General features: G+C 61.8%; 15 protein-coding genes and 1 pseudogene. 9 read left to right on the top strand and 7 right to left on the bottom strand.

Annotated elements, in window-relative coordinates; translation table 11 throughout:
- Positions 1-55 precede the first annotated feature (55 nt).
- The 4 genes from NKH06_RS03145 (at position 56) to NKH06_RS03130 (ending at position 5,288) form a co-directional block, all read left to right on the top strand.
- Complete coding sequence (locus NKH06_RS03145) at positions 56-1,303, top strand: ABC transporter substrate-binding protein (RefSeq protein ID WP_352892165.1); 1,248 nt, start codon at positions 56-58, stop codon at positions 1,301-1,303.
- 198 nt (positions 1,304-1,501) lie between these two features.
- Complete coding sequence (locus NKH06_RS03140; RefSeq protein WP_023809346.1) at positions 1,502-2,428, top strand: carbohydrate ABC transporter permease; 927 nt, start codon at positions 1,502-1,504, stop codon at positions 2,426-2,428.
- Positions 2,428-3,285: a carbohydrate ABC transporter permease gene (locus NKH06_RS03135; protein WP_352892163.1), complete on the top strand. Its 858-nt coding sequence runs from the start codon at positions 2,428-2,430 to the stop codon at positions 3,283-3,285. The genes NKH06_RS03140 and NKH06_RS03135 overlap by 1 nt, the downstream gene beginning before the upstream one ends.
- 23 nt (positions 3,286-3,308) lie before the next feature.
- Positions 3,309-5,288 (top strand): glycoside hydrolase family 127 protein, encoded by a 1,980-nt coding sequence (locus tag NKH06_RS03130; RefSeq protein WP_023809348.1) that lies wholly within the window; start codon positions 3,309-3,311, stop codon positions 5,286-5,288.
- Here the strand turns inward: NKH06_RS03130 and NKH06_RS03125 are convergent.
- Complete coding sequence (locus tag NKH06_RS03125) at positions 5,275-6,426, bottom strand: acyltransferase family protein (protein WP_023809349.1); 1,152 nt, start codon at positions 6,424-6,426, stop codon at positions 5,275-5,277. The two genes, NKH06_RS03130 and NKH06_RS03125, sit on opposite strands and share 14 nt — an antisense overlap.
- A 197-nt stretch (positions 6,427-6,623) precedes the next feature.
- Positions 6,624-7,352, bottom strand: a complete 729-nt coding sequence (locus NKH06_RS03120; protein ID WP_023809350.1) for a gamma-glutamylcyclotransferase — start codon at positions 7,350-7,352, stop codon at positions 6,624-6,626.
- A gap of 158 nt (positions 7,353-7,510) precedes the next feature.
- Here NKH06_RS03120 and NKH06_RS03115 point away from each other — a divergent pair, with 158 nt between their 5' ends.
- Positions 7,511-8,203 (top strand): DUF2270 domain-containing protein, encoded by a 693-nt coding sequence (locus NKH06_RS03115; protein WP_023809351.1) that lies wholly within the window; start codon positions 7,511-7,513, stop codon positions 8,201-8,203.
- A gap of 105 nt (positions 8,204-8,308) precedes the next feature.
- Here NKH06_RS03115 and NKH06_RS03110 read toward each other — a convergent pair whose 3' ends face one another.
- Complete coding sequence (locus tag NKH06_RS03110; protein ID WP_023809352.1) at positions 8,309-8,452, bottom strand: hypothetical protein; 144 nt, start codon at positions 8,450-8,452, stop codon at positions 8,309-8,311.
- A gap of 439 nt (positions 8,453-8,891) precedes the next feature.
- Here NKH06_RS03110 and NKH06_RS03105 point away from each other — a divergent pair, with 439 nt between their 5' ends.
- The 3 genes and pseudogenes from NKH06_RS03105 to NKH06_RS03095 all read left to right on the top strand — a co-directional run bounded on the left by NKH06_RS03105 (position 8,892) and on the right by NKH06_RS03095 (position 11,163).
- Positions 8,892-9,335, top strand: coding sequence for an SRPBCC family protein (locus NKH06_RS03105; protein ID WP_023809353.1), 444 nt, complete (start codon positions 8,892-8,894; stop codon positions 9,333-9,335).
- A 163-nt stretch (positions 9,336-9,498) separates the two neighbouring features.
- A complete protein-coding gene (locus tag NKH06_RS03100) occupies positions 9,499-10,647 on the top strand; it encodes an amidohydrolase (RefSeq protein ID WP_023809354.1) in 1,149 nt (382 codons plus the stop codon).
- 34 nt (positions 10,648-10,681) lie between these two features.
- Positions 10,682-11,163 (top strand): annotated as a pseudogene (locus NKH06_RS03095) (VOC family protein).
- A 20-nt stretch (positions 11,164-11,183) separates the two neighbouring features.
- Here NKH06_RS03095 and NKH06_RS03090 read toward each other — a convergent pair.
- Together NKH06_RS03090 and NKH06_RS03085 are read right to left on the bottom strand one after the other, a co-directional pair.
- A complete protein-coding gene (locus tag NKH06_RS03090) occupies positions 11,184-12,185 on the bottom strand; it encodes an NADP-dependent oxidoreductase (protein WP_352892157.1) in 1,002 nt (333 codons plus the stop codon).
- Positions 12,186-12,251: 66 nt separating this feature from the next.
- Complete coding sequence (locus NKH06_RS03085; protein WP_352892155.1) at positions 12,252-13,064, bottom strand: oxidoreductase; 813 nt, start codon at positions 13,062-13,064, stop codon at positions 12,252-12,254.
- Between the two features lie 103 nt (positions 13,065-13,167).
- Here NKH06_RS03085 and NKH06_RS03080 point away from each other — a divergent pair, with 103 nt between their 5' ends.
- A complete protein-coding gene (locus NKH06_RS03080; RefSeq protein ID WP_352721103.1) occupies positions 13,168-13,731 on the top strand; it encodes a TetR/AcrR family transcriptional regulator in 564 nt (187 codons plus the stop codon).
- Between the two features lie 110 nt (positions 13,732-13,841).
- Here the strand turns inward: NKH06_RS03080 and NKH06_RS03075 are convergent, their stop codons facing one another.
- Positions 13,842-15,473: an ABC transporter ATP-binding protein gene (locus NKH06_RS03075; protein ID WP_352441775.1), complete on the bottom strand. Its 1,632-nt coding sequence runs from the start codon at positions 15,471-15,473 to the stop codon at positions 13,842-13,844.
- A complete protein-coding gene (locus tag NKH06_RS03070; RefSeq protein WP_502900168.1) occupies positions 15,463-16,242 on the bottom strand; it encodes an ABC transporter permease in 780 nt (259 codons plus the stop codon). Before NKH06_RS03070 ends, NKH06_RS03075 begins: the two co-directional genes overlap by 11 nt.
- Positions 16,243-16,267 lie beyond the last annotated feature (25 nt).

Raw genomic sequence — 16,267 nt, 5'->3', positions numbered from 1 at the left:
CGCCGCGCAATCGGCGCCAAGCCGCGGAGCGCGGCCAACCCTGGAGGAGGAGAACATGAGGAACCTTATTGCCAAACTGGCCCTGGCCGCTGCCGTTCTGGGTGGCGGCATCGGTGCCGCGGCCGCCGAGACGGCCAACATCTGGGTGCGCGCCGACGGCTCGAATTTCATGCCGAGGATCGTCGACGCCTACAACAAGGCGCACACCAACCAGGTCAAGCTCGACATCATCCCCAATGCCGAGATCATCCCGAAATATGGTGCCTCCGCGGCCGGCGGCACCGCGCCCGACGCGCTGTCGCTCGACCTGATCTACACGCCCTCCTTCGCCGCCGCCGGCCAGCTGGAGGACATCACCGACTGGGCCAAGTCCCTGCCCTATTTCTCGAGCCTGTCGCCTGCGCATGTGAAGACCGGCACCTACAAGGACCACATTTACGGGCTGCCGTTCTCCGCCGACGCCTCGGTGCTGATCTGGAACAAGAAACTGTTCAAGCAGGCTGGCCTCGACCCTGAAAAAGGCCCTGCCAACTGGGCCGAGATCGCGACCGACGCCGAGAAAGTCAACGCGCTCGGCGGCAACATCAAGGGCTTCTACTTCTCCGGCAATTGCGGCGGCTGCAACATCTTCACCTTCACGCCGCTGATCTGGGCGTCGGGTGGCGACATCCTCTCGGAGGACGGCTCGAAAGCGACGCTGGACAGCCCGCAGCTGCGCGGCGCCATCGATCTCTACCGCTCGATGGTCAAGAAAGACCTGGTCCCGGCAGGTGCGCAGACCGACACCGGCGCCAACTTCTTTGCCGCCTTCGCCGCCGGCAATATCGGCATCTCGCCGTCCGGCGCCTTCGCCATCGGCGCGCTCAACACCCAGTATCCCGATGTCGACTACGGCGTCACCTTCCTGCCGGGCAAGGACAGCGGCTGGTCGTCCTTTGCCGGCGGCGACAATTTCGTCGTCACCAAGGGCACCACGAAACTGCCCGTGGTGAAGGAGTTCCTCGATTTCGCCTATTCGCTCGAGGGCCAGACCATCCTCGCCAAATACGGCAGCCTGCCGGTGCGCGGCGACATCGCCAAGGAGGCACTGAAGGACCTCGATCCACGCTATCAGATCGCCGCCGAGGCTATGGCCAAGGGCAAGACACCCTATTCGGTGGTGTTCAACGACCTGATCAACTCCGCCAACGGGCCGTGGACGCAGATGATCAACGAGGTCTTCTTCGGCGACGATGTCGATGGCGCCATAGCCAACGCACAAGAGACGATACAGTCGATCATCGACCAGGCGCCGCAAAAATAGCGGCGGCCTACCCGGCCACCCGCCCGTCTCCCTGGGCGGGTGGCCGGCGCGTTCTTTACCCTCCCTCTTGTGGCGAGGGTCGCTGCAAAGCAGCGGGGTGGGGGCAGCGCCAGTACCCCCACCCGGACCTTCGGTCCGACCTCCCCACAAGGGGGAGGTGGGGCGGCCAACTGTATCCGACGGAAGAACAGGCACGGCATGAGCTCTATCACAACCGCAGCAACCCCTGCCCCGCCCCGCGCCCGCAGGGTCGCCAGCCGCCAACAATGGATCGGCCTGCTCTATGTCGCGCCGGCTGTCGCGCTGGTCGTCGTCTTCTTCCTGATCCCGCTCGGCATGACGGCGTGGATGTCGCTGCACAATTGGCCGCTGATGGGCGAGCACAGTTATATCGGCCTCGGCAACTACGTCGCCATCCTACGCGACACCAGGTTCTGGAACGCGCTGCGCTTCACCGCCTACTACACCGTGATCGTCACCATCGCGATCTTCGTGGTGGCCTTTCCGCTGGCGCTGTTCGTCGAAAGGCCGCGGCCGCTGACCAATCTCTACCGCACCATGTTCTTCATGCCGGCGGTTGTCGGTTTCGCCTCGGCCAGCCTGCTCTGGTCGTGGCTGTTGAACGTCGATTCCGGCCTGTTCAGCCCGGCCGCCTATGACCTCGGCCTGATCGACAGGAAGTTCAACCTTCTGGCCACCTTCCAGCCGGCCTTCTGGTCGATCATCGCCATGGTCGTCTGGAAGGTCGCCGGCTTCACCATGATCATCCTGATGGCCGGCCTGCAATCGATCCCGCAGGATCTGCAGGAGGCCGCAGTCATTGACGGTGCCGGTCCGTTCGCCAGGTTCCGGGCGATCACCTTGCCGCTGATGCGTCGTACGCTGGCGCTGGCGCTGATCCTGTCGGTCGCCGGCTCGATCCTCGCCTTCGACCAGTTCTACATCATCCTGCGCGGCGGCCCGCGCAACCAGACGCTGACGGCGGTCTATTGGATCTTCAACCAGTCCTTCGTGTCGTTCAAGCTCGGCTATGGCGCGGCACTTTCCATGGTGCTGCTGGTCATCCTGGTGGCGCTCAGCCTCGTCCAGCTATGGTTGTTGCGCAAACCCGAGGGTCTCGACTGATGGCGCAGGCCGCCTCCCGTAGCCGCCGGCTCCTGAGCCGCGTCGCAGAGCATTCGACCGGCATCATCGCCTCGGTGCTGTTTGCCGCGCCGATCGTCTGGGCGGTGCTGTCGGCGTTCAAGCCGGCGGCCGAAGCGCGCCTGCCGCCGCTGCCGCCCTGGCCGACGACAGGCTTCTCGCTGGAGAACTACGCCACGCTCAACAGCTTCGGCGACGGGCTGTGGGTCTCGGCGCAAAACAGCATCTATGTCTCGGTGATGACGGTGGTGCTGTCGGTCGCCGTCAGCGTGCTGGCCGGCTACGGCTTTTCGCGGTTCCGGTTTCCGTTCAAGGACCTGTTCTTCATCCTCATCCTGTCGACGATCATGATCCCGTTCCAGTCGATCCTGACGCCGATCTTCCTGGTGCTGACCAAGCTTGGCCTGCACAACACCCTGACCGGCCTGGTCGGCGTCTATGTGACGCTGCAACTGCCGTTCTCGATCTTCATGATGCGCAACGCCTTCGACGCCGTGCCGCGCGAAATCGAGGAGGCCGCCCGCATGGACGGTGCCAGCAATCTCACAATGCTTTTGAAGGTGATGCTGCCGCTGGTCTGGCCGGGCGTCGTCACCATCGCCCTGTTTGCCTTCCTCGGCGCCTGGAACGAATTCCTCGCCGCCCTCGTGCTGATGACCGACCAATCCAAGTTCACGCTGCCGGTGATGATGACCGCACTGCAGTCGGGCCGCTTCGGCGCCATCGACTGGGGCGCGGTGCAGGCTGGCGTCACCGTGATGATGGTGCCGTGCCTGATCCTGTTCCTGGCGCTGCAGCGCTTCTACATCCGCGGCCTGATGGCCGGGGCCGTCAAATAGACAGACCGAATGGAGTAAGTTTCATGACCGCATCGCCATCCGCAAAAACCGGAAAACCGAAGCTCGCCTTCCGCCCGCTGCCGGTGCCGCAGGTCGACGTGCACGGCTTCTGGGGCGACCGCGCCGACGCTGTCGCCACACGCACCGCCGACATCCTCTACGAGCGCTGCGTCGAGGCCCGCATGCTGGAGCAGATCGATCCGGACCGCCCCTCGCCCGGCATAGTCATCCCCTTTCACTCGCCCTCTCCCGACGAAGCCGATCGCCAGGGCGCGGAATTCACCGGATCGACGGTGACCACGCAGATGTTCTGGGATTCCGATCTCGGCAAGACGATCGAGACCGCGGCCTATTCGCTTTACCGGCGCAAGAACCCCGAACTGGAGAAGAAGATCGATGCCGTCATCGACATGTATGGCAAGCTGCAGCAGGAGGACGGCTATCTCTCGAGCTGGTATCAGCGCATCCAGCCCGGCAAGCGCTGGACCAATCTGCGCGACTGCCACGAGCTCTATTGCGCCGGCCACCTGATCGAGGGCGCGGTCGCCTATTACCAGGCGACGGGAAAACGCAAGCTGCTCGACATCATGTGCCGCTATGCCGACCATATCGCGTCGGTGCTCGGCCCCGAGCCCGGCAAGAAGAAGGGCTATTGCGGTCATGAGGAGATCGAGCTGGCACTGGTCAAGCTGGCGCGGGTGACCGGCGAGCGGAAATACATGGAGCTGGCCAAATACTTCATCGACCAGCGCGGGCAGCAGCCACATTATTTCGACGAGGAGGCCCGCGCCCGCGGCGCCGACCCGAAGGCCTATCATTTCAAGACCTATGAATACAGCCAGTCACACATCCCGGTGCGCGAACAGGACAAGGTCGTCGGCCATGCGGTCAGAGCGATGTACCTCTATTCGGGCATGGCCGACATCGCCACCGAATATGGCGACGACACGCTGCGGTCGACACTCGACCTTCTGTGGGACGATCTCACCACCAAGAGCCTCTATATCACTGGCGGACTGGGACCATCGGCGCACAATGAGGGGTTCACCAGCGACTACGACCTGCCCAACGAGAGCGCCTATGCCGAGACCTGTGCAGCGGTGGGCCTGGTGTTCTGGGCCAGCCGCATGCTTGGCATGGGGCCGAACGCGCGCTACGCCGACATGATGGAACGCGCCCTCTACAACGGTTCGATCTCGGGCCTGTCGCTCGACGGCTCGCTGTTTTTCTACGAGAATCCATTGGAAAGCCGGGGCAAGCACAACAGGTGGAAATGGCACCGCTGCCCGTGCTGCCCACCCAATATCGGGCGCATGGTCGCCTCGATCGGCAGCTATTTCTACAGCCTGGCCGACGATGCGTTGGCCATCCACCTCTATGGCGACTCGACCGCCCGTTTCGACATATCGGGCGTCCCGGTCAGCCTGACGCAGACGAGCAGGTATCCCTGGGACGGCGCCGTCGAGATCGCGCTCGAACCGCAGGCGCCGGTCGAATTCACCTTGCACCTGCGCATTCCCGCCTGGAGCGCCAGTGCCCAGTTGAAGGTGAACCGCGAAGCCATCAAGCTGGCTGAAATCACCAGCGACGGCTACGCCGCGATCAAGCGGACATGGAAAAAGGGCGACAATGTCCGGCTCGATCTCGAAATGCCGATCGAGCGGCTCTATGCCAACCCGCAGGTGCGCCAGGATGCGGGCCGCGTCGCGCTGTCGCGCGGTCCGCTGATTTATTGCGTCGAGGCATCAGACAATGACAGCCAGCCGCATCGCCTGACGCTGCCGCGGACGGCCACCATCGAAGCGCAGCACCGGCCGGAACTTCTCGGCGGTGTGGTGACGCTGTCGACCGCGGCACTTGCCGATGTCCCCGACGGCTGGCAGGACGGGCTCTACAGGCCCGAGCCGCCGACCACCGCCGAGACGCGCCTGACCGCCATTCCCTATTTCGCCTGGGACAACCGCGAGCCCGGCGAAATGCTGGTGTGGCTCAGGGACGGCTGAACGAGGTCGGTCTATGGGCGATGACCGATCCAAGCTCAGCCGCGGTCGATGCCGCAGTTTCGGGCTTTCGGTCCATATAGCGCAGACGCAGGCGCAGGAATGGCGCCTCGACGCAGGTGTAGCTGAGATAGCCGATCGGGATCGTCGCCACGAAGCACAATGCGGACCAGAGGCATGCGACGTAGAAATTGCTGATGCTCATGACATTCGTGTCTATGAACGCCGCCAATTGCATGACGAAGAACAGGTGCAGAAGATAGATCGAATAGCTGTAGGCCCCCGCCTTCTCCAGTATCCTGAACGGCGGGCTTGTTCGCTTTTTCGAAAAGCTCGTGTCGTAGTAGGCGATGCCGAATGAATAGGCTGCCGCCTCCAGGGTCGGCAGGATGATCCATATCCAATGAGGCGACGGATAGCGGCCCAGTTGGTAAAATCCGCCGGCTGCATCGAACCACCAGAAGAACCCCGAAAAAGCCATGAGAACGGCCAGCGCCAGCCAGTGTTGGTTCTTCGCGTGGGCACGCAGGTGGAAGGCAAGAATGCCGGCCAGGAACTGATCCGCATGGCCTATGATGGTTACGGACGCCGCCGACTGCACTTCGCCGATCTGCACATACAGGACGGACCTCAGCACAATGGCTGCCGCGATGAACAGCAAGGGCGCGAACACAAACCGCCTGGATGCCATCAGCAAGAACGGCAGCAACAGGTAGAAGTGCGCTTCGATCGTTACCGACCAGCCGCCATTCGGGAGGGTGGGAAAAAGAAACCCCAATCCGACGCCCGTGAAATACCCGTCGAGGGACTGTCCGGCCAGGTACCTGCGGCAAGCCTCGATACATATCACGACCAGCAGAAGCGGAAGCAGCCTGAGGGCCCTGTTGGCAAAGAAGGGCAGATAGTTGATCTGCTTTCCATCGAGCAGCTTGGCGAACAGGTACCCGGAAAGCGCCATGAACAGGGAAACGCCAGTATGCCCTTCATCCAGAACGCTGAAGAGGGGAAGAGCCGGCACGAAGTCATAAGGCACCGGGCCTTCAGGAGACGCATGAAGGAAATGCCAGGAAAAGACAAGAAAGGCCGCCAGGCCACGAACATGATCCAGCGCTGGGTAATGCTCTCCGGTCGAGGATTTCATGATTTGCCCACGCGCACCGTTTCCTGCGCCGGTGTTCAGGTCATCGTTGGGCCAGAACTGGTTTTCAATTCATTAAACCCTCACTGCGGAGACTTCCAAAATCAGAGATTTGCTTCGAAAAGTGCTGTGGCCTGCAAACATCCGGGGCCAAACACGACTGAAGCGTGCCGCGTCTGAGCGGATCACTTCTGGGCGGATCACTTCTGGGCGATGGTCAGCCCGATCTCCACGGCCACCAATTCCTGCAACCGCCACAGATTGCGGTCGCGGATGCCGCAGGCTTCGAGGTGGCGGATCGTCTCGAAAAGATATTGCGCGCCCGAGCCCCAATGACCGGCGGCTGTCACCAGCGTCGCCGCGATCGCCTGCTTGTCGAGCTTGCCGGCATAACGCGGATTGGCGGGATCGACGACGAAGCCGAGCGCGCGACATGGGCCGCCTTCGGTCCTGACCTGCAGCCAGCGCGGCACGTTGACGGCGGGCAGGATGGTCATTTCGCGGCGCAGCAGCGCTTCGAGGTTAGCCGCCAGCGGCTCCGCGATCTCGAACACCATGCCCTGGCACTGGCCGCCGCGATCGAGCGCCATCATCAGGCCGGGCTGCTCGACCGTGCCGCGAAAACGCTGCACCGTGAAGCAGAACGAACGATGCCAGCCGCTGGCCACCGCGCGTTCTCCGCCCCTCACCTCGCCGGCGGGCTTCCACAACAGCGAGCCATAGGCAAATAGTTTCAGCGGCCCGGCCGGAGCGCCGGCCAGCACCTCGTCGCGGATGCGCGCATAGTCGGCATCGATCATGTGAACCATGCCCGGCGTCGGCCCGGCATCCTCGACAGCACGCATGGTGCGCGCGATGAGATCCTCGGTCAGAGCCATCGGCGCCTTGCGCGGGACCCTCGATGATGCGGTGGAAATAGCCTTGCTCATCTTCGCGCTCCCAGCCCTACCGCCATGTTGCCGAAGGCTGAAGGATTCTCAAGGGCCGTGCAGCCGAGATAGATCACGAGTGGCCGATGCCGCTCTTGCGTGACGCGTCTTGGAACGATGTTGCCGGCAAACTGTTCTGTTCCTTGCCGGAGGATGCCATGAACGACGCGTCGGCAAAGCCCGCTGGCCCCGTCCTTTCATCGGCGGAGCGCGTCAACACGCTGTCCCATTTCCACCGCGCCGAGATCGCTCGCATGGCAGGATGGCGCGACCGGCTGGACAGGACAACCAACTGGGCAATCACGGTGGTGGCGGCGCTGCTTTCGGTATCGCTGTCGACGGCCAGTGCGCATCACGGCGTGCTGCTGTTCGCCATGCTGCTGATCCTGCTGCTGCTGTGGATCGAGGCGCGCCGCTATCGGTTCTTCGATTTCTATCGGGCGCGCGTACGCCAGTTCGAACGCCACTATTTCGCCCAGATCTTTTCCCCACAGCCCGACTTCGCCTCGGACTGGCTGCTCATCGTCGGCGAAGGCCTGCGCGCGCCGAAATTCCTGCTGTCGCAACGTGTCGCGCTGGCGCGCCGCCTGCGGCGAAATTATCTCTATCTCTTCCTGATCCTGCTGCTGGCCTGGGTGCTGAAGATATCGACCCCCAGCCTTCAGTCCGCAGGTGTCAGGACCGGCTTTGTCGGCTCGCTTCGCGAGGCCGTAGACAGCGCCGCCCTTGGCCCGATTCCCGGTGTGGCGATCGTGGTCTTTGTGGCGGCTTTCTATGTCGGGCTGCTCGCCTTCGCCTTCTTCGCGGCCGGCGACGACGGCGAACTTTCCTTCGGCGACGTCCATGTTTGACGTTGATGTCCGGCGACACGCCGCTGCAATGTCAACGGCGCCCCGCGGCGTTGACATGGTTGGTCCGCCGGGACGTTTGGGGAACGGAAGACCCTGTCTTCGCGGCTAGATGCCGAAGAACTGCTTGCCAATCATGTAGCCCAGTGCCGCCACGACCAGCGGAAAAAGTGCCGGCGCGGCTTTGCCTAGAAGGGAGACCTGCTGGTCCTTCGCTGGCGTATGACGTGCATTGCCGAGATTCTTGGTCATTGCTTGCCTCAGGTTCGGAGGATTTATTAGCAAATGCTTATTAAAAGCATGGCCGCATTAACGGCCTGATAGGAAATCAACTCTGATCAGATGCAAATTCTAATGATCGGCACATGGACGGCAAAGACGCGCTGCCCTATTTAGCGCGTTCGAAGCATTGGCCGGGACGCGCGGCCGTTCGCGCCAATCGGCAAAACCGCGCCTGAACAACAAGATGGCTCAGGAACCCGATTTAGCAGGTGAACGCCAGCTCCAGAGCCGGTGCAGTTCGTCCGCCGCCTCGCCCGACAGGCGCGGGGTCGAACGGCATGCCTGTGGGTACGCAGGCCGTGCGCCTCAAAAAATTCGCAAACCCAAAAAATTCGCAAACCAATGTCGGACTGGCTAGCCTTCGTCCGTCCTTGGGGTATCGAACAGGCATTCATGAAAGGATCCAGCAATGCCCGGCACCGTACGTTTGCACCGCGTTCTGACGACCAGCCCGGAAAAGGTCTATCGCGCCTTCGTTGAAGCGGACGCGCTGGCCAAGTGGCTTCCGCCAAACGGCTTCACCTGCACGGTCCATAATTTCGAGGCAAAGGTCGGAGGCACGTTCAAGATGTCGTTCCGCAATTTCACCACCGGCGACAGCCACTCCTTCGGCGGCGAATATCTCGAACTCGTTCCGGGCGAGCGCCTGCTTTACACCGACAGGTTCGACGATCCCAACCTGCCCGGCGAGATACGAGTGACCGTGGTCTTGAAAAAAGTGTCGGTCGGCACTGAAATCGACATCACCCAGGCGGGCATTCCGGACGTCATTCCGGTCGAGGCCTGCTATCTCGGCTGGCAGGAGTCGCTCAGAAATCTGGCAAAGCTCGTCGAGCCCGAGATCAATCAATAGGCTGAGAGTGGCTGGGAGAACGGTCGTTTCTGGCCTGCCGAAGCCCGAAACTTGGACTGTGGCGGGAACTGCCCTTTATCGCTAGCAATTCAACATTGCGTTTGACACCCCCTGTGACTGGACGTGTCAATGAAATGAAGAGTGCAGCGGAGGCTGAAAAAGCATGACTTTGACCAATCGAGACATTGTCGAACTAACCGAATGGCGGCGCAAGCTGCATCAGCAACCGGAAATCTCGAATGAAGAGGAGAAGACCGCAAAAGAGGTCGTCGCCTTCCTCGCCGATACGGGGCCGGACAAGGTGCTGACACAGCTCGGCGGGCACGGCGTCGCGGCCATATATGACAGCGGCAAAGCGGGGCCGACGGTGCTGTTCCGTTCGGAACTCGATGCCTTGCCTATCGAAGAACTTTCAGGCGTGCCGCATTCGTCGCGCGTGCCGGGCAAGTCGCATATGTGCGGCCATGACGGACACACCGCGATCCTGGCATCCCTCGGCCGTCAGTTGGGGCGCGAGAGGCCTGCAAGCGGCCGCGTCGTGCTGATGTTCCAGCCGGCGGAGGAAACCGGCAATGGCGCGGCCGGCGTCGTCGCCGATCCGCGCTTCGGCGAGATCGTGCCGGATTTCGCTTTCTCATTGCACAACCTGCCCGGCGTGCCGTTCGGCGAGGTGCGGCTCAAAGCCGGCGTGGTCAACTGTGCATCACGCGGCATGCGCATCGTGCTGGAAGGCAAGACCGCCCATTCGTCCATGCCGGAGACCGGCATCTCGCCGATGCTGGCGATCAGTGAGTTGATGCCGGCGCTGCCGGCGCTCGGGCGCGGAACCTTCGCCGATGACGATTTCTCCATGCTGACGGTCACCCATGCCGCGATGGGCGAAGCCGTGTTCGGCATCGCGCCGGCTCACGCCGAGGTGTGGGCAACGCTGCGCACCCGGCGTGACGAGCGCATGGCAAACCTGTGCGCTGCTGCCGAAGCACTGGTCGCCAGGATCGCGGGCGAGCATCGCCTTTCCGTCCGCTGGGACTATCACGAGATCTTCGTCGCCAGCGTCAACGCGCCGGACGCGGTGGAGCATCTGCGGCGCGCGCTCGATGAAGAGGGCGTCGCGCACGGCGAAGAAGCCCTGCCGATGCGCGCCTCTGAAGATTTCGGCCTGTTCGGCCATAGTGCCAAGTCGGCGATGTTCTTCCTCGGTGCAGGCGAGCGGCACCCTGCCTTGCACAATCCCGACTATGACTTTCCCGACGACCTGATCCCGATCGGGTCAAGGATCTTCATGCGCACGGCACGTAATTTGCTGGGCTGACCTCCGCCAACTCTAACACCGAAAGGAACACGCAATGCCAACGATGCCAAAGAACACGATTTGCCTCTGGTTCGACAAGGACGCCGAGGCTGCGGCTCGCTTCTACGCGGAGACCTTTCCCGACACCAGGGTGGCGCCGTTCACCGTGCGCCGAGCGACTTTCCGTCCGGCAAGAAAGGCGACGTGTTGACGGTCGATTTTACCGTTGCCGGCATTCCCTGCATCGGATTGAACGGCGGCTCCACATTCAAGCAGAGCGAGGCCTTCTCGTTCCAGATCGCCACCGACGATCAGCAGGAAACCGACCGCTACTGGAATGCCATCGTCGGCAATGGCGGCCAGGAGAGCGCGTGCGGCTGGTGCAAGGACAAATGGGGCGTGTCCTGGCAAATCACGCCGCGCACGTTGACCGAGGCCATGGCGGCCGGCGGCGAGGAAGCCAAACGCGCCTTTGATGCGATGATGGAGATGACGAAGATCGACGTCGCGGCGATCGATGCAGCCCGGCGCGGCTGACCTCGATCGCAGCTGAGTTGCTATCGGACCTTGATGACGACCTTGCCCTTGGCGCGTCCTGTTTCGACATAGGCCAGCGCCTCGTTGGCGGCTTCGAAGGGAAAGACCCGGTCGACAACCGGGCGGATCGCACCGGCTTCGATGAGCGATGCGATCTTGCTCAATTGCTCGCCCTGCGCCCACATGAAGAGAAACGAGAACGTCACGCCAAGGCGCTTGGCTCTCGCTCGAATACCGCGGCTCAGCAGGCGAAGCACCAGCTTCAGCACCATGTTCAGTCCCTTTTCCCTGGCGAAGTCGGGATCCGGTGGGCCGGAGATGGAGATGAGCTTGCCTCCCGGTTTCAGCACATTCAGTGACTTTTCAAGTGTCTTTGTGTCCTGGCTGTTCAAGACGACGTCGTAGCCCGACAGCACTTTTTCGAAATCGTCTTTCTTGTAGTCGACGACGACATCGGCGCCGAGCCCCTTGACCAGACCGGCACTCGCCGCGCTGGCGGTGGTCGCAACGGTCGCGCCGAGATGCTTTGCCAGTTGGATGGCGAATGTCCCCACGCCGCCGGATCCGGCTTGAATGAAGACCTTCTGTCCCCTCTTCAGGTTGGCCCTTTCGATGAGCGCCTGCCAGGCGGTCAGGCCGACCAGCGGGATCGAGGCCGCCTCTTCCATGCTGAGGTTCCCGGGCTTCAGGGCTACATCGGCCTCATCCATGGCTATGAACTCGGCGAATGTCCCGATCCGGCCATCGCGCGGCCTCGCATAGACGTCGTCGCCGAGTTTGAACTTGCGGACTGTCGATCCCACGCGGACAACCCTCCCGGCCACGTCGTGACCCAGGATGAACGGCCGGCGATAGGGTAGGATCAGCTTGAACTCTCCGGTTTTGACCTTGGAATCGAGCAGGTTCACCGCCGCGGCGTGGACCTCGACCAGGACATCGCTGTCCCCGAGTTTCGGCTCCGGCATTTCGGCCAGCCGCAGCGTGCCTTTCTTGCTATACTGGTCGACGACGAATGCCTTCATGGCAGTGACTTTCTGAGAGTATTTTTGGCTAGTCGCATGTGCGTGAAATCCTCTGCTCGCTGTCGTTCAGACCGGCAGGCGGAACTGTTTGCGCAGGCTCTTGTCGAATATCCCCGCGGGAGCAAAGCGACGCAGGCTGACTTGGCGCGCTGCCTTGCCGGCGGTGTAGCGCCGTTGCGGACGGGCATCGGTCGCTGCTTTGACGACCACCTGCGCCACCACTTCGGGCCGATCGGCGACAGGCATCACATCGCGAAGCAGCGCTTCCAGCGTAGCTCGAGCCTGATCGTATTCCTGCAAAGGCGAATCCGGCTGGATCCCGTTCTGGTCGAAGACAGTACGAACGAATGCCGGCTCGATGACCGAGACGCGAATATTGAAGGCACGAACCTCATGGTCGAGCGATTCCGAATAGCCCTCGAGCGCGTGCTTGACTGCCGAATAATGCGCTGAATACGGCGCCGGCACTAGTCCCAGCACAGAGCCGATATTGACAATGCGCCCCTCGCCGCGCCGCCGCATCGACGGCAGCACAGCATTGGTCATGCGGATGACGCCGAACAGATTGACGTCGAACAAGGCCTGCACCTGTGCAATCGAGAATTCCTCGGCGCCTCCAAGCTGGCCAACGCCGGCATTGTTGACCAGGAGGTCGATCCGGCCGGTCTGCGACAGCACCGTCGAAACGAGTGCGGCAACGGCTTCACCGTCGGTCACGTCGCAAACCAGCATGGTCACCCCATCCGGGCCGTCGTCGGCCTTGCGCCGGCTGGTTCCGAAGACCGTGAACCCCGCCCTTGCCAGAGCCTCGGCACTGGCGAGGCCAATGCCCGAAGAGGCTCCGGTCACAACAGCGGTTTTTCCGGAATTCGCATTCATTTCGTGCTCCAAAATCATGAGGGCTAGCTTTTTTGCACCCTTTGAATTACAGTCGTAATATCAGATTACGTTCATAATGCAATAGCAGAAAGGAATGGCAGCTATGCGCTACGAAAAGGGCCGGAAGGACGCCTCGCGCGGACGGATCATGGAGGTCGCAGCGGAACGCTTTCGCGGCGACGGCATAGCTGCGTCCGGACTGGCGACCATCATGAGCGACGCCGGGCTGACGAACGGCGCCTTCTATCCACACTTTCAATCCAAGGCGCAGCTTGTCCGCGAAAGCGTGGCGGCGGCGATGGAGCTTCAGGCGCAGCAACTGGCGGAAGCATTGGCTTCGGGCGTGGAGATGGCCATCGACACGTATCTGTCGGCCGAGCACCGGGACAACCCCGGAAAGGGCTGCGCGTCAGCTGCGCTGCTGCCGGAACTCGCCCGTCAGCCGCCTGAAACGCGTGAAGCCTATACAGACCACCTGCTGGCTTTGGTGCGCCAGTTGGCGGAAGCGCTACCGCAGGCCAAGAATCCGGAGGGCGTGGCGCTGGCTGTCTTCGCAACGCTCCTCGGCACGCTGCAAATGGCCCGCGCCGTGGGCGGAACGGAATTGTCCGATCGCATCCTCTCGGCGGGGAAAGACGCGGCGAAGACGCTGATCGAGCAGCGTTAGCGCTCCAGGAAAGATCGTAACGGCGTTGCCGGCCATATGGCTGACATCGGGTGATCGCGAAGGAAGCTGATCGTGAGGAATATGCCGGGCGTTGACGGATAGCCGATCCGTCAGATCTTCCGGCTGGCCAGCAGCCTTGTCAGCCAGTCCGGATTCATTTCCGGAACAGAGGACAATAGCCGTTCGGTATAGGCCGCGTGCGGTGGCGTGAGAACTTCGCTCTTCAATCCTTGCTCGACGACTTTGCCGCGGTGCATGACGACGATTTCGTCGGCTATCGCGCGCACGGTAGCAATGTCATGGGTAATGAAGATGTAGCTCATTCCGAGTTCACGTTGGAGACGTATGAGGAGCTTGAGAATTTCCTCTTGGACGATCTGGTCGAGCGCGGACGTGATCTCGTCGCAGATGATAAGCTCCGGATCGGCAGCCAACGCCCGAGCAATGCAGACGCGCTGTTTTTGGCCACCCGACAGCTCACCAGGCAGGCGTTCCAGAAAATCTTCGCTCATCTCGACCATGTGCATAAGTTCGCCGATCCGGCGATCCCTCCGCGCGCCCTTAAGGCCTAGGTAGAATTCGAGCGGCCGAGCTATGACCTCTTCGACCGTTTGGCGCGGATTCAGGGCGTTGTCGGGCATTTGATAAATCATCTGTATGCGGCGCAGGACCTCCTTCGGCCGCGTCTTCAGGCTCGAGGAAAGAAGCTGGCCGGCAAAAGAAATCGAACCTGAAATTGGCGGCAAAAGGCCGGTGACGACTCGAGCGAGCGTCGATTTCCCCGAACCGGATTCGCCAACCACAGCCACGGTTCTTCCGCGCGGAACCTTGATGGAGACATCCTGGAGCACCTTGACCTTTCCTGCATAGGCCGCGGTAACGTTGTCTATAGTCAGCAGATAGTCATCGGCTGGAACTTCGGGCTTGGCGAGCTTGCGTACGGCCCAGAGCGTTTTTGTATATTCCTGGCTGGGCGAGGCCAGCATCTGGCGCGTGTCAGCCTCCTCCACGGTTCGTCCGTGGCGCAGAACTATGATGCGATCCGCCATTTGCGCCACCACCGCCAGGTCATGCGTCACGTAGATTGCAGCGGTGCTGAATTCCTCCACGATGTTGCGAATGGAAGCTAGAACTTCAACCTGCGTGGTTACGTCGAGCGCCGTTGTTGGCTCGTCGAATATTATAAGGTCCGGACGACAAGCCATTGCCATCGCTGTCATTGCCCGTTGCAACTGCCCGCCGGAGACCTGATGAGGATAGCGAAAGCCTATGGTCTCCGGTTCTGGGAGTTGAAGGCGTCGATAAAGATCGACGGCGCTCCGGTTCGCCTCTTCCCGGCCGGCAATTCCATGTGCCACTGCGGTTTCGACGGTTTGTTCCAAGAGCCGATGTGCCGGATTGAAAGAGGCAGCCGCGCTTTGCGCGACATAGGCAATGCGGGAGCCCCTGAGGCGACGGCGCCCTTTTTCATTGACTGCCAGAAGATCAATCCCGTCGAACAGGACCGAGCCTTGCGTGATCCGGCAGCCCGGCTTGGCATAACCCATTGCGGCAAGGCCAATGGTGGACTTGCCGGCGCCTGACTCTCCGATCAGCCCAAGAACCTGGCCCCGCTTCAGCGTCAGATCGACCCCGTGGACAATGGGATGCCACCGCTCATCCGAGAACCCCTCCACATGCAGATTGCGGATTTGAAGCAGATCCTTTCCTTTTTCGCGTGGGCCTGGACCGCTACTTTTCATCCCGCAACCCGCTTGTTGCTTGCAGGAACCAATCCACCACGAAATTCACGGACACGGTAAGGAGAGCAATCGCGCCGGCCGGAAGTAGCGGGGTGACATCGCCGTAGGTGATCAGGGTCGCGTTCTCGCGCACCATTGATCCCCAATCGGCCGTCGGCGGCTGAATACCGACGCCGAGAAACGACAGCGCCGCAACTGTCAGGAACACGAAGCAGAATCGCAAGCCGAACTCGGCGACCAGTGGCGGCATGACATTGGGAAGGATTTCCTTGGCGATGATCCATTTCGGTCCCTCGCCGCGTAATCGTGCCACCTCGACATATTCCATCACCGCCACGTTAAGCCCGACGGCGCGAGAAAGCCGAAAGACCCGGGTGGAATCCAGAAGCGCAATGATGACAATCAGGCTGGTGATCGACGAGCCGAAGATCGTCAGCAGCACCAGCGCGAAGATCAGACTCGGGATCGACATCAGCACGTCCACCGCACGCGACAAGATCTGGTCGAGCCACCCCCTGTACAATGCGGCAAGAAGGCCGAGCGAGACGCCGACCGCGAAGGACAGCAACGTGGTCGCGGCCGCGATAGCGATGGTGTTGCGCGCACCGTAGATCAAGCGGGTAAGCATGTCGCGGCCGAGCTGATCGGTTCCCAGTTTGAACTCCTGGCTCCACGGCGCGAAGGCTTCGCTGAAAACCTGCGTCTCGCCATATGGGGCTATCCAGTGTGCGAAGACCGCAACAAAGACGTAGCCGAGGATCACGACGATGCCGAACCACGCGCTGAACGGTGCC

Origin of the sequence: Mesorhizobium sp. M1342, assembly GCF_040317955.1 — a bacterium.
Lineage (GTDB): Bacteria > Pseudomonadota > Alphaproteobacteria > Rhizobiales > Rhizobiaceae > Mesorhizobium.
Note: the sequence above shows the minus strand (reverse complement) of the source record. Positions and strands in the feature narration are given on the sequence as shown.